12 protein-coding genes are annotated in these 13,472 nt (G+C 45.6%); 6 read left to right on the top strand and 6 right to left on the bottom strand.

Annotation, left to right across the window (positions count from 1 at the left end; translation table 11 throughout):
- Genes FD975_RS03410 through FD975_RS03400 form a run of 3 tightly spaced genes read left to right on the top strand, consistent with a single transcriptional unit; the run spans position 1 to position 3,323 of the window.
- Complete coding sequence (locus FD975_RS03410; protein WP_215303121.1) at positions 1 to 1,371, top strand: MmgE/PrpD family protein; 1,371 nt, start codon at positions 1 to 3, stop codon at positions 1,369 to 1,371.
- 54 nt (positions 1,372 to 1,425) lie between these two features.
- On the top strand, positions 1,426 to 2,271 hold the full coding sequence (locus FD975_RS03405; protein ID WP_215303120.1) for a CoA ester lyase: 846 nt from the start codon (positions 1,426 to 1,428) through the stop codon (positions 2,269 to 2,271).
- 59 nt (positions 2,272 to 2,330) lie between these two features.
- Positions 2,331 to 3,323 (top strand): tripartite tricarboxylate transporter substrate binding protein, encoded by a 993-nt coding sequence (locus FD975_RS03400; protein WP_215303118.1) that lies wholly within the window; start codon positions 2,331 to 2,333, stop codon positions 3,321 to 3,323.
- A 101-nt stretch (positions 3,324 to 3,424) separates the two neighbouring features.
- On the opposite strand, the gene FD975_RS03395 is transcribed toward FD975_RS03400, so the two are convergent.
- From FD975_RS03395 to FD975_RS03385, 3 genes are read right to left on the bottom strand one after another with little or no spacing between them, the layout of a single operon-like run.
- Entirely contained in the window at positions 3,425 to 4,048 is a 624-nt protein-coding gene (locus FD975_RS03395; RefSeq protein ID WP_251371407.1) for a hypothetical protein, read from the bottom strand.
- Positions 4,045 to 5,292 carry an exo-alpha-sialidase gene (locus tag FD975_RS03390; protein WP_215303116.1) on the bottom strand — a complete coding sequence of 416 codons (1,248 nt, stop codon included), beginning with the start codon at positions 5,290 to 5,292 and terminating at the stop codon, positions 4,045 to 4,047. Before FD975_RS03390 ends, FD975_RS03395 begins: the two co-directional genes overlap by 4 nt.
- Positions 5,289 to 7,010, bottom strand: coding sequence for a glycosyltransferase family 39 protein (locus FD975_RS03385; protein ID WP_215303114.1), 1,722 nt, complete (start codon positions 7,008 to 7,010; stop codon positions 5,289 to 5,291). Before FD975_RS03385 ends, FD975_RS03390 begins: the two co-directional genes overlap by 4 nt.
- Positions 7,011 to 7,193: 183 nt before the next feature.
- Between FD975_RS03385 and FD975_RS03380 the strand changes: the two genes are divergently transcribed.
- Both FD975_RS03380 and FD975_RS03375 read left to right on the top strand, forming a co-directional pair.
- On the top strand, positions 7,194 to 7,529 hold the full coding sequence (locus tag FD975_RS03380; protein ID WP_215303112.1) for a c-type cytochrome: 336 nt from the start codon (positions 7,194 to 7,196) through the stop codon (positions 7,527 to 7,529).
- A gap of 9 nt (positions 7,530 to 7,538) precedes the next feature.
- A complete protein-coding gene (locus FD975_RS03375; RefSeq protein WP_215303110.1) occupies positions 7,539 to 8,816 on the top strand; it encodes an NAD(P)/FAD-dependent oxidoreductase in 1,278 nt (425 codons plus the stop codon).
- A gap of 55 nt (positions 8,817 to 8,871) precedes the next feature.
- Here FD975_RS03375 and FD975_RS03370 read toward each other — a convergent pair whose 3' ends face one another.
- The gene (locus FD975_RS03370; protein WP_215303108.1) at positions 8,872 to 10,224 is read right to left on the bottom strand and encodes a DUF3422 domain-containing protein; all 1,353 of its coding nucleotides are present in this window, start codon (positions 10,222 to 10,224) and stop codon (positions 8,872 to 8,874) included.
- Positions 10,225 to 10,256: 32 nt separating this feature from the next.
- A complete protein-coding gene (locus tag FD975_RS03365) occupies positions 10,257 to 11,663 on the bottom strand; it encodes a TAXI family TRAP transporter solute-binding subunit (protein WP_215303107.1) in 1,407 nt (468 codons plus the stop codon).
- 71 nt (positions 11,664 to 11,734) lie between these two features.
- Between FD975_RS03365 and FD975_RS03360 the strand changes: the two genes are divergently transcribed.
- Entirely contained in the window at positions 11,735 to 12,436 is a 702-nt protein-coding gene (locus FD975_RS03360; RefSeq protein ID WP_215303105.1) for a pirin family protein, read from the top strand.
- Positions 12,437 to 12,489: 53 nt separating this feature from the next.
- Here FD975_RS03360 and FD975_RS03355 read toward each other — a convergent pair whose 3' ends face one another.
- Positions 12,490 to 13,461 (bottom strand): tripartite tricarboxylate transporter substrate binding protein, encoded by a 972-nt coding sequence (locus FD975_RS03355; protein ID WP_215303103.1) that lies wholly within the window; start codon positions 13,459 to 13,461, stop codon positions 12,490 to 12,492.
- Positions 13,462 to 13,472: the final 11 nt, after the last annotated feature.

Raw genomic sequence — 13,472 nt, 5'->3', positions numbered from 1 at the left:
ATGACTTCTCCGCATTTATCTAAAGCTTTAGCTACATTTGCTTCTGAATTAAAGATTGGCGATATTCCTGAAGAGGTGATTTCCCGCACCGAAGATTTACTAGTAGATTGGTTTGGGTCTGCAATTGCTGGCAAAGGTTCGCGCGCCGTAGAGGCTATTACGCAGTTTGCGCAAAACATGGGGGGCTTCAATGCCACCAACCCTGGCTCTGCTGAAATTCTGATTCACCGCACAACTTCAAGCCCTTTCTTGGCTACCTTAGCAAATGCAGCCGCATCGCACGTAGCCGAACAAGATGATGTGCACAATGGTTCCGTATTTCATCCGGGGACTATCGTATTTCCTGCTGCTCTTGCAACCGCCCAAGCCATAGGCGCTTCAGGAAGAGATCTGCTCGTAGCTGCAGTCGCTGGCTATGAAGTCGGTATTCGGGTTGGGGAATTCCTAGGTCGCTCACACTACAAAATATTTCACACTACAGGCACAGCCGGTACCTTAGCTGCAGCAGCAGCTGTAGGTCATCTTCTCAAACTCAACCCAAGCCAAATGCTGCATGCCTTTGGCTCAGCTGGAACACAATCTGCCGGCCTTTGGGAATTTCTGCGCGATGCCGCTGACTCCAAGCAACTTCATACAGCACATGCCGCTTCAACCGGCTTGATGTCAGCCTACTTAGCGCAATCTGGCTTTACTGGTGCCGAACACATCCTAGAAGGTAAACAGGGTTTGGCCGCCGGAATGTCGAGTGATTCTGATCCAAGCAAATTAATTGATCGACTAGGAACTCGCTGGACCATTGCTGAGACGAGCTTCAAATATCACGCCTCATGTCGTCATACACACCCTGCTGCCGATGCCTTATTGCAAGTCATGTTGAAACAAGATCTCAAGCCTAGCGATATCGCCAAGGTGGAAACCTTGGTTCACCAAGGGGCAATCGATGTCTTGGGTCCAGTCACCGACCCCACAACCGTGCACCAATCTAAGTTCTCAATGGGTACCGTACTCGCGATAGTTGCCCACTATCAATTTGCAGGCCTGCAAGAATTTGATCAACACTTCCATGATCAAGATATTTGCTCTTTCCGCGATCGCGTCACTATGGTCTTGGACCCTGAAGTCGATAGTGCTTACCCCCAAAGCTGGATCGGTAAAGTCAAAGTCTACTTAAATAATGGTGAAGTATTAGAGGGTCGTGTTGATGAACCCAAGGGCGATCCTGGAAATACCCTAAGCCGTACTGAGATTACAGATAAGGCGATGCGTCTTGCTGCATTTAGTGGCGGCGCAAGCCCAAGCGAGATGAGTGCCGCTATCGAGCGCTTGTGGAATATCCGCAATCAGTCCAAGATAGGCCGATTACTCCCTTAACTTCAGAGTCGTTTATTTTTTCTCTTTTGCTTCATTTTTAATAAAGCCTCATTGATGAACCCACTTGATACACCCCTTGGCTTTAGCAGCACCTTTTTATTTGTTCCGGGCACACGCCCAGAGCGCTTTACTAAAGCCTTAGATAGTGGCGCCGATGGCGTCATCATCGACCTTGAGGATGCAGTTGCTGAGGAAGAAAAAGAATCTGCACGTGCTGCTATACGCTCTGCCTGGCCTACGTTTAGTGCAGAACAAAAAAAACGTCTGATCATTCGATCGAATTCTCCTGGCAGTCATTTTTATTCAGCCGACCTAATCTTGGTTCAAGAATTAGATGCAGCCTGTTTGTTAATTCCTAAGAGTGAATCTCTCGACCAAATTAATGGTGCAGCACAAATCCTGCCAAACACAGCAATCATTCCAATGATTGAAACTGCCATTGGCCTTGATCGCCTTAATGAGATTGCAAACTCTGAGCAGGTATTACGTCTGGCTTTGGGCAATATTGATTTGCAGGCAGACTTGGGAATGGTGTGTGACGCCCAAGAAACCGAACTGCAAACAGCACGCTTTCAGATTATTTTGGCCTCACGCTTGGCGCAAATTGCCCCTCCCATTGATGGGGTTACTCCTTCTACTGACAACATTGAGCGCATTACAGACGATGCAGAGCGCGCGAAAAGAATGGGCTTTGGTGGCAAGCTATGCATCCACCCAAAACAGGTTTCCCTAGTGAAGACTTCCTTTATGCCTACTGCCGCAGAAGTCTCTTGGGCACATCGCGTGATTGAAGCGGACAAAGCATCTAAGGGTGGCGCAGTGAAATTAGATGGCCGCATGATTGACCGACCAGTGGTCTTATTGGCGCAAAGGACACTTGCCATTACTGGTAAACCCTAAAGTCGATAGTTGCTAAAAGTGGCAAAATTACCCCGCATTACACATTAACGGAGACTTAAATGAAATTAAAGAAAACTTTGCTAGCCAGCGTAGGGGCCTTGTTCCTTACCGGCAGCCTCTTGTCAACACAAGCCTCAGCAGCAGATGAAGCATATCCAACAAAACCGATATCCTTAATTGTTCCATTCTCAGCAGGTGGACCTACAGATACTGTTGCTCGCTTGCTCGCCGTACCAATGGGCAAATCACTTGGGCAAACTGTCGTAGTTGAAAACGTAACTGGCGCAGGCGGCACAATTGCAGCAACCAAAGTTGCGCGCGCAAAACCAGACGGCTACACACTGTTTATTTATCACATTGGCATGGCAACTGCGCCAGCCCTTTATGACAAGCTCCCATACGATCCATTAGAGAGCTTTGAATACATTGGTCAAGTTGTTGATGTTCCAATGGTGCTCTTAGGCAAAAAAGATTTGCCAGCAAACAACTTTAAAGAACTCGAAGCCTATATCAAAGCTAATGGCTCTAAAGTAACTATGGCTAATGCTGGCCCAGGCGCAGTGTCACAACTTTGCGGCTTACTGTTCCAAAGTCGCTTAGGTGTGAAGCTAACCAACATTCCTTACAAAGGTACAGGTCCAGCACTTACTGATTTGTTAGGCGGTCAGGTTGATCTGCTCTGCGATCAAACCACTCAGACTGTTGGATATATCAAAGCAGACAAAGTGAAAACTTTTGGCGTAACAACACCAAAGCGCTTGCCAAGCTTGCCTAATATTCCTACTTTAGATGAGCAAGGTTTAAAAGGCTTTGACGTTAAAGTCTGGCATGGTATCTATGCACCTAAAGGCACTCCACCAGCTGTTATAGCGAAGGTGAATGCAGCCTTGAAAGCCGCGTTGAAAGATCCAGATATTAAAAAGCGTCTTGATGAGTCCAGTATTGACATTGTTTCAATGGATAAAGTCACATCACAATCTCTTAAGGCTCAAGTTGATTCAGAGCTCAATAAGTGGGGTCCATTGATTCGTAAATCAAAGATTTCTGATTAATCTTTAATCGGATTGCAAATGTTGTTAAAAGGCCAGCTTATAGCTGGCCTTTTTTATTGCACCCGCATCATCGCTAGGATCAATACCTACTTTATAGACAATCAACCCGCTCTAAAAAGATATCCTGATTGCGCCTTCTCACGACGCTTCTGATAAATTGTGCTGGGGATGGCAAAGAGAGCCCAGATCGCCAGGAAAGGATCGAGGAGATAGTCCCAGAGATTCGCTGACTCATGCCAATGGGCTGCCCAAGCAATGATTGCAACTGAAATAAGCCAAACACCCTTGGTCCATCCAGCCAGACCGCAGACTAGGGCAAATAAAATGACAGCACCTAAGAACCCAATGGAACCATAGCCCCATACATAGGGGTCGAACATTCCAAAGCCTAACGCCAGGGGATAAAACACAATTGCAATGATTGCTAAAGGGACCTTGAATCCCAGCGGCGTCTTTTGTGCAGCAGGCAAGATGGAGCTCCACAACAAAAGCATCGTCATGATACTAAGCTCACCAGTAACGCCACGGACGTATGCCGACAATGGTAATTCAAGCGACATTCCCAGCGGCCAGAAAAATAGATTGCCTAGTAATAAAACGATCAGCACTCGAATTAACAATGGGATCTCTGTTGATGATAGTTTTTGCAAAAGAATCATCAACACTACCGCACAAGTAAGCGACATTTCAAGCAAGGCAATGATTTGTAAATATGGCGCCATCATTGCGTATCCTTTTCTTTAAGACTGCTTACAGCGTATTTGAGCCAGGCAGCCGGAAAGTACACATGCTTAATCTTTTGTCTATTCCAAGTATAGGCAAGATGGGCATCCTCACCATCAGCAGATATTAAGTACGGGTATGAGAATTCTCGATGTAAGTTATTGAGTAAAGTTTCATCATCTTCAAGCACCTGAATCACTCGCCATTGATTAGAGTGTGGCTCACACATCACCATTACCAATCGATAACGCGCTGCTTCAATATTATTGAGCACCATTAATTTTGTGCCATTAGCCAAAGTAAGTGCAGCAAGGGCTGAGTTTGGATTTGGAATTTCGAGATCCTTTGTTACGGTCCAAGACTGTCCAGCATCTTTGGTTTCACTTGCGGGGATTTGCTTTGGCTGCGAGCTAGGTCGTGTTTGACGGAAAAAAGCGCTTGCCTCTTGCGGCCCATCAGCAAAAATTACAGGCTGAATTGCACTCCTACCAGAGCTCATACGTCGTTTATCAATAACCTGACTGGCCTCGATTCTGAGGAACTCCCCAAAGCGACCAATCCATTCATGATAAGCAGGCAAACCCAAGCGTCCATCTGTAAATGTGACAGCCGGGGACTTCACCAAGGTGCTCAGATTAATTAAGGGCGAGCTAATCAAGCGCTGAGGCCGACCCCAAGTCAAACCCTCATCATCCGAGATCACTGAAGAGATTGAACTGCCTGCCCAACCTCCAATCGATACGGTGACAAAAAATAACTGCATGCGACCATCTGCCAGTCTTGCTGGAACGGGATTACCTAATTTAGCAATGTAACGGGACAGACCCTTTTCTGCACTAACTCGATCCATTACAACAGTTGGAGCACTCCACCTAGCTGCCTGAGGATCAAACACAGATGTATTAATCACCACATCTGGCGCACCTTCGCGACTCCCTGCAAACCAGAAGGCCCGAATCGCGCCATCTTTCAGCGCAATTAAGGAAGCAGCGTGTACTGAGGGAGCTCCGGTATCTGGCAACCAATCGATCCTGAGGCTTGGTTGCGCAATCTTTGGTGATGCAATATTTTTAATATTCTTAGCCGACTTTGTGTCCTCGATTGACTGAGGAACATCATCTGCTTGCAGCGCACTGTTAACTGGGAATTCAACTGCAAATGGAGCCCATATTGGGCGACTATCAATATGTAGATAGCCCAACACAGAAGCAAGTAATAAAAAACAAAAAGCAACTACGCGGTTCATCGACAAGCGTCCTTACCTACCAATGGCAAGGTCATCGTTGCGGGTGTAGAAATTAAATACTCATTCACAAATAAATGCTCTCCAATATGGCCTTTAAGTATCGCCTGAATCTCAGCATTGGAATGGCGAGCACGCATCTCCATACGCTTACCGACGATCTGGCAAGATTCACAAAGCACTGGCTCTACATCTATTGCAGACTGAACAGCTACTAATGGATAAGTATTAGTGAGCAAATCAATCTGGGAAGCATCCTTTGCCAAATAGCCATGCAATATTGCACCAGGCAACAAGAGTCGATACTCCTCATCTTTAGCGCGGTAGTCACAAGGCACCCAAACATCTTTTCCAGCAACATCCCGAATAGTAGATTGAGAGTATCGGCCTAAAGCTCCCTCTAGAGGCGAAAGACTGGTAGTGAGTGCGCAGTAGCAAAGAAAGCATCCCGCCAAAGCAATAACCTTACTGCGATCCCGATTAAATATACCTAGCAAGACTAAGGCAATCGAAGTCCCCATAAATCCCCAATGCCATAGGGAGTAATTCCAGATGCCAGGCTGTCCCAAGAAATTCGATAGCTGCAAGTTTCCGCCAACCCAAGAGAGCGCAGAAAGCAAGATCAACTGTAAAAGCAATGCAATCCGAAATCCCCACAAAGGCAATCTCTCCCAGTAAATTGCGATTAGGACAGCAAATGCGGGCATCACTGGCAGCAGATATCGACCAGAGCGCTGACTTGGCAAACTGAACACAATAAAAAATGCCAACACCAAGAGTAGCAATAAGCTTTCTTCAAGCGATAAAAATCGACGTTCCCGCCAACATTGGAGCAAAGCAGAAATCAACACAAAGGTGAAAAGACCGGCATTTGCTAGAGTCGTTAAGGCTAGCATCCAAATACTATCCCCTCCACGCACTAGATCAAGCAGGTAATGTGAGCTCCGCGCCTCGAACTTGCCAGCGTTCTCGCCCAGAACAAACTCTTTCCAAACTGCCTCTGGAAAAGGGTCCAGCACAAACCAGAGCGCGAATACACCCAGAGCAAGAAGAGTAATCAAAATGACTTTATATAAGTCTTTCAATAAGACTTTTGGAATACTCCACTCGCGCCAGCGCCAGTAAAAAAGACCTAAGGCAAACGCAGCTGGAACAATGTAAGCAAAGGACTTTGACAATAAGGCCATACCAAATGAGGCACCCGCCAACAGCGGAAATAAGAGCTTAGATTCAAAGGCAGCTCTACCCCAATAGAGCAGCGCAAAGAATGGCAAGCTCAACCAAAATACTTCCGGGGGATCAGTGAGAAATGGGCGACCATAGCGATAGCTTGCAAAAAAAGAAAGCCACACTAATGCTGCCAGCATGCCGGTCTGCTTTTTTCCACTAAAGCGAGCGACTGCCAAAAATAAGAAAAATGCTGTTAAGCCGGTATATAGAACGCTGGGCCAACGCAGCGCAAAAAGACTCCAATCGCTACCCCAAGCAGTACTGGCGATACCCCCCCAAAATAACAGGGGTGGCTTAGTATTTTTAATGCCATCCATCTCAGATTGAAGGGGCAACCAAGCGCCAGCATCCGCAGTCATCCGTACGATGTGCATATAGGGGTATTCATCCCCATTCTTTGGGGCAAAGCGACTATCTAAAGCATATAAATACGTAAAGATACCCAATAAGAGAATCGCTATCGCGCTACGGTAGGAAAAAGAGCCTCGCATAACGATAGTTTATAGGTCCTTAGTAATCACCCTTAAAACAGGCGTCCAAGCCTCACTGATTGATATAAGCAAATCACCAAACAATCTAAGTACAAACACTTATCGCTCTTTGATCTGATTAATATACAGTCTATAACGATTTAGAACCCTAAAACAGTTGCATGCTTGATGGAGAAGATTCCTATGCGAATGAAGTACTTAAAACCGATTCTTATGGCGAGCGCCTTTATTGGCATCAGCCAGTTGAGCACCGTTTCTTTTGCGCAAAACGCAGATGCCACCAAACTCTATAACCGGAGCCTTGCTGCAACTTGTGCCAACTGTCATGGCACTGATGGCAAAGGAGTTCCTGAGGGTGGTATGCCACTTATTAACAATCTTTCCAGCCAAGAGATGCTGAAAAAACTCATGGATTACAAATCTGGCGCACTCGAAGGAACCATCATGCCCCAGTTAGCTAAAGGCTACACAGATGAACAACTTAAAACTATTGCCAATCAACTTGGCAAAAAACAATAAGGAGGCGGCATGGATCGTAGACACTTTATAGGTCACAGCGCTGCAGCAATTGGCTTGCTTGCGGGTCTCAGCGGACAAACAAGAGCAGCTAATTTACAAAAAGCAGAAATTCTAGTGATTGGTGGCGGTTATGGTGGCGCTACTGCTGCCAAGTATTTGCGCCTATTCTCTAACAACACAGCACGAGTGACCCTCATAGAGCCAAATACTTCTTTTATCTCGTGCCCACTATCCAATTTAGTTGTTGGTGGTTCACGAACTTTGGCTGAAATCACATCACCATATGACACTTTGAGCAAGCGTCATGGCATCAAGATTATTCAAGACAGCGTGAGCAGTATTGATCCGGAAAAGAAAACGGTAACCCTCGCCTCCGGCAAAACTTTGCGTTACGACAAAGCCGTCGTATCTCCCGGCATATCACTGAACTTCAATAGTGTTGAGGGCCTCGCACAAGCCAACAAGGATGGCGTAACCCTACAAGCCTGGAAAGCGGGCCCTGAAACTGTTGCCCTACATAAACAAATCGCCGCCATGCGCGAAGGTGGTACTTTTGCAATTAGCATTCCAGAGGCACCATATCGCTGCCCTCCAGGGCCTTATGAGCGTGCATGCCAGGTTGCAAATTACCTCAAGCAACATAATCCTAAGGGCAAGGTATTAATTCTGGATGCTAACCAGGATGTCACCTCAAAAGGTGGTTTATTCAAGAAGGTATGGGCCGAGCAGTACGCCGGCATCATTGAGTATCGACCTAAACATAATGTAGTTGGTGTTGACGCTAAGACCAAAACACTCAAACTGGAAGTTGCTGATGATGTGAAGGCTGATGTGTTGAATGTCTTGCCGCAAATGTCTGCCGGTGAAATTGCCATCAAGACAGGTTTAGCCAACTCCAATGGACGCTGGGTCAATGTGAATTTCTTGAACTTTGAATCAACTGCCCAAAAAGATATTCACGTTTTGGGTGACTCGATTCAGATTGCTCCAACGATGCCAAAATCAGGGCATATGGCCAATCAGCATGCTAAGGTTGCAGCAGCAGCTATCGTGGCTGAACTCAGCGGCTTGGAAGTTAATCCAGCTCCAGTGGTTACCAATACCTGCTATAGCTTTGTTAATACCAGGGATGTAGTTCACGTGGCTAGCGTGCATCAATATGATGCCGAAAAGAAAACCTTCTTGCCGGTTAAAGGAGCTGGAGGCTTATCTCCAGGACCTACAGCCCTCGAGGGTGTTTATGCTTGGGGTTGGGCACACAATATCTGGGCAGACAGCCTCGGCTAAGCTCATCAAGAAACCGTTGCAATTAAAAAAGAGGCCTAGGCCTCTTTTTTAATGTCTAAAGGGACTTACCCATCTCAACTATTCGCTTGCGTCGTCGCTTGCTAATGAACAAGAAGACGATCGCCACTACTGGAGCTGCAATTGCAGCAACAATCTCTGGATGAATGGCAAGACCAGCCTCTTTGCCGCCTTTAGCGACATAGGCCAATAAACTCACTGCATAGTAAGTCAACACCAGAACCGATAGACTCTCTACCGTCTCTTGCAGGCGCAATTGCAAACGCGCTCTCTGATCCATACTAGCTAGTAATTTCTGCGTCTGCTCCTCATTTACAAATTCAATACGGGTCCTCAGGGTTTGAGTTGTTCTCGAGATTCGGTCAGATAACTCCTTTAACCTACGCTGAGTCCAAATACAGGTTCCCATCGCAGGCTGAAAACGACGATCCATAAACTCTGACAAGGACTGCACACCTGGAATCGGGGATTCTGCTAACTCGTATAGGTTTTTACTAAGCAATTGACTGTATGCCTCTGAGGCCGTAAATCGTAATCCATAGCCTGAAATCCACTGCTCGGCTCTTGAGGCTAAATGAGAAAGCTCACCTAAAAACTGTCCATCCTTTTCGGTATGGATACCAGGCTCGGTTTGTAGCTGAGAAATATTCTCAGAAAGATCTGCCAATTCCGACTCCGCGCTTCTCAGTGGCATAGAGAGGCTCTTGGCTACTGGGAATGCGATCATAGCTGCCATACGATAGGTTTCCGCCTCAGCAAGAGCTCGCGCTATACGACCAGCTTGTCGTGAGCCCAAGATATCGTGTGGAATAAAGTAAGAGATGAAGCCATCTTCATCCAAACTTAAATCCGTCCACAGTTGAGCGCGCTTGCTCAACAAAATATAACTTCCCAGCACAGTATTGCCACTAAAAATAGCGGAAACTTCTTGAGCCTCAGAAAACAGAGGGCGATGCTCAAACGCAAGATCTAAGGCGGAAATTCTTTCGCCACCCGCCTCAATAATAATAGGGCAACCCAGATCCTGAAGTAATTTATCCAAACTCTTTTCAAGGGCTAGGCGAGACTCCAGAAGAGGTCCAGTAATTTTGACGGGGTTATGCACAATGGCTGCGATGGTTGCAAACTCACCATGCAATTCCCACTTAATCAGCACCCTTTGCGGCTCAGGAGCTAGAGTCAATATTTTGAAAGAGTGTCCCCGCTCATCCTTAGGCGCACCTAATGCAGCGCTTAACTTTTGAATCCATTCAATTTGAGTTTTGCGAGAATTCGCATCGAGCAGAAAAGATTGGGATAGCACTCTTTCGTTTGGCCACAGCGCAATTGGGGGGCGTGCATGGACCTCATCGTGCAACTGTCTTCTATCGGGGTGGTCATAAGGTCTCATAGGACAAATCTTTATTTAAGCAGCATATCGTATTAAATATCAACACTAGCATCTTGAAGTTGATATGGTCTTGTATCTCGATTTAAGCAGTTACGCACATAATCAATACTGGTCCTCAAAGTATAGTAGTCGCCAGCCATACTCTTGGGAACTTTTAATTGGAGCGCTTCATATTCCAACAAATCCAGCTTTTTAAGATATTCATCACCAGATCCTGATGAGAAACCCTCAATCATCTCCTGCTCATAGCCTTTGAGAATCCCATACAAAGAATTAATCTTGCGGCGCATCCGCTTATCCCGATAGCCAGGAAGACTAATGAGGGCTGGATAAGCAATGGCACAGAAGGGCAAGAATACAAAAACTAAACGGTTGATGAGCTCCGCTAACCAAAATGGGAAAAAGGTCATCAACCAAGGCGAACCATTTTTCTCATAATGCACAGCAACTGAACTCTCTGGGAAGTGAGAATCTCCAAAGAAAGGGAATTCACCACGCCGCGCAAAGAAATTAGCTTTGCCGTTAATTTGATGCGCCGCTTCTAAAAATAGGAATTGAAGTGCAGGATGCATGCGATCATCAATCAATAGATTGGTTGTTGTTGATATCAACTGTATGTCAGCATCAGGATTGTTTCTGGGCAAACTAAATCCACCAATAGGCACTTTTAAGATATGCAAGTAAGGCAAGAGATGGGTATATGCCTCGGCTCGCTCAAATCCGGCGAGATGAATTTGTGGATCACTCAGTAATGCTTGAACATTTTCTGATTGATAACCATCAACTAAAAATGCCCCATCAATCTCACCCTTCTTAAGGGCATTTACTGCCTCATGGTTAGGTAAATATAAGAAATGAGCTTCTTTCTGAAGTCCGGATGCCTGAATCAAGCGCATAGCTTGAGAGTGGGTGCCACTACCAACTGCACCTACTGAAACTTTCCCCTTTAGGAAATATTTCATTTGACCGTTGGCTTCTCTAAAATTACCCGCCTTAATTTCTGGACCGCGATAAAAAAACCATATAGGCTCATAATCAACCGCACCCAGTGAATCAATACCACCAATTCCGTCTGGATTAAATGTTCCAGCCTGAACAAACGCTGCTTGCAAGGGATCTTTACGATCGGCAAGGCGCTTTAGATTTTCTTGAGCACCTTTGGTTTTTACCAACTCAAGCTTGATCCCTTTTTTCTCAAAAAAATCGACATATTTTTTAGCCATTAACTCATATGAACCACCCTCAGTTCCGGTAGCCATTAATACTTGCCGCGGAGGTGGTGGATCAGCATATAGCCAAATACCCGCCAGCAAAACGAAAAGCAATGCAAGAATTGGCCAGGTCTCTTTCAGAAACTGGACAAAATCTCTCCATCTTTCTTGGGCGGCCTCAGTAAAACCAAGGGCAGATTCTTTAATGTCTTGTTTGATACTTCCCATGGAATGCCAATCAGCAAATATGTCAAAAGCTAATGATAATAGGCATATTCGCATTCCGAAAAGGAGCCGAGATGTTAGTCCTTAGAAAATCCCAAGAACGTGGCTTTGCAGACCATGGATGGCTTAAAAGCTTTCATTCCTTCTCTTTTGCTGGCTACCATGACCCCCAATTTATGGGCTGGGGCAATTTAAGAGTAATTAACGAGGATCGAGTAGCGGCAGGTATGGGTTTTGGTAAGCATAGCCACCGCAATATGGAAATCATCAGCTATGTTTTATCTGGTGAATTGGCCCACGAAGACAGCATGGGAAACGTGAAAGGTATCCCACCCGGCGATGTTCAACGTATGAGCGCTGGAACTGGGGTCACCCATAGTGAATTCAATCACGCTAAAGATCAGACCACTCACTTCCTGCAAATTTGGATTCAACCAAATATCATGGAAATTCAGCCAAGTTACGAGCAAAAATCCATCCCTATCTCGGACAAGCAAGGCAAACTTTGCTTAATAGCATCCCCCGATGGCGCAGGTAACGCGGTCAAAATTCATTCCGATGCCCGAATATATGCAGGCTTATTTGATGGATCCCAATCTCAGCAATTAAAACTTGACCCAAATCACAAGGCTTATGCCCATCTTGTGCGGGGCTCTCTGGATATCAATGGCATATCGCTATCTGGTGGAGATGCCTTACTAATTGAAGGCGAAAGTAAACTAACTATTGGTAACGGCAAGAACGCTGAAGTTTTGGTTTTTGAGCTTTACCAATAATAAAAATGGGGTGCTAACTGGTGTTAACACCCCATGCTTTAGTTAAGCAAAATTTAATCTAACTTAATTTTTGCCTTTTCAATAACCACCTTCCATCTGGCGATGTCGGAAGTATACAAATCAGAAAATTGCTGTGTATTCATAGGCGCCATTTGTACACCCGCTTTTACAAAACGCTCTTTCATCTCCGGAGTATCCAGAATTTTCAGAACAGTTGTGCTTAAGGTATTAATGATTGCTGGAGAAGTTCCTGCTGGCACAAATATTCCTTGCCATAAAGCCATCTCGTAACCCTTCACTCCAGCCTCTTGCATTGTGACTAATTCAGGCGCCCCACTAAATCGGTTTTTGCCAGTTACAGCTAATGCATTCACCTTATCGCCCTTAAATAAAGGAAGGCCTACTGGCATGCCGGCAAAATAAAAATCAATTTGGCCGCCTACTAGATCTGTTGCTGCTGGAGAACCACCCTTATAAGGAACATGAATCGCTTGAGTACCCGTAGTCGCTAAAAAAAGTTCACCGGCCATGTGATCAGAATTACCAATTCCGGATGATCCGAAACTCAGCTTACCGGGAGCAGCTTTGAGCATTGCAGTAAGCTCAGCAACACTTTTAGCCTTTGAGCCCTTGCCAACAATTAATATATGTGGAGTAGCTGCAACTCCTACTACTGGGAGTAAATCTTTTTGCCCATCAAAAGGTAATTTCGGATTAGATGCCACATTAATGGCCAAGCCATTCTGAGCAAATAGAACGGTATAGCCATCAGGATTGCTTTTAGCAACAGCGTCTGCTGCCAGCGTGCCAGCTGCACCACCCCTATTCTCGACGACAATTGGCTGCTTTAAGGCGATGCTGAGTTCATTGGCAACTATCCTTCCCACAATATCGGTAGCACTTCCAGGTGCAAATCCAATCATCATTTTGATTGGTTTATCTGGGTAAGCTGCAAATGCCGTTCCCAAAACTAGTGGCAACACTAAAGCAGCTAAAACTATTTTTTTAATCGACTTCTTAATCATTTTTGTCCCCT

Source organism: Polynucleobacter sp. AP-Jannik-300A-C4 (genome assembly GCF_018688335.1).
Taxonomy (GTDB): Bacteria; Pseudomonadota; Gammaproteobacteria; order Burkholderiales; family Burkholderiaceae; genus Polynucleobacter.
Note: the sequence above shows the minus strand (reverse complement) of the source record. Positions and strands in the feature narration are given on the sequence as shown.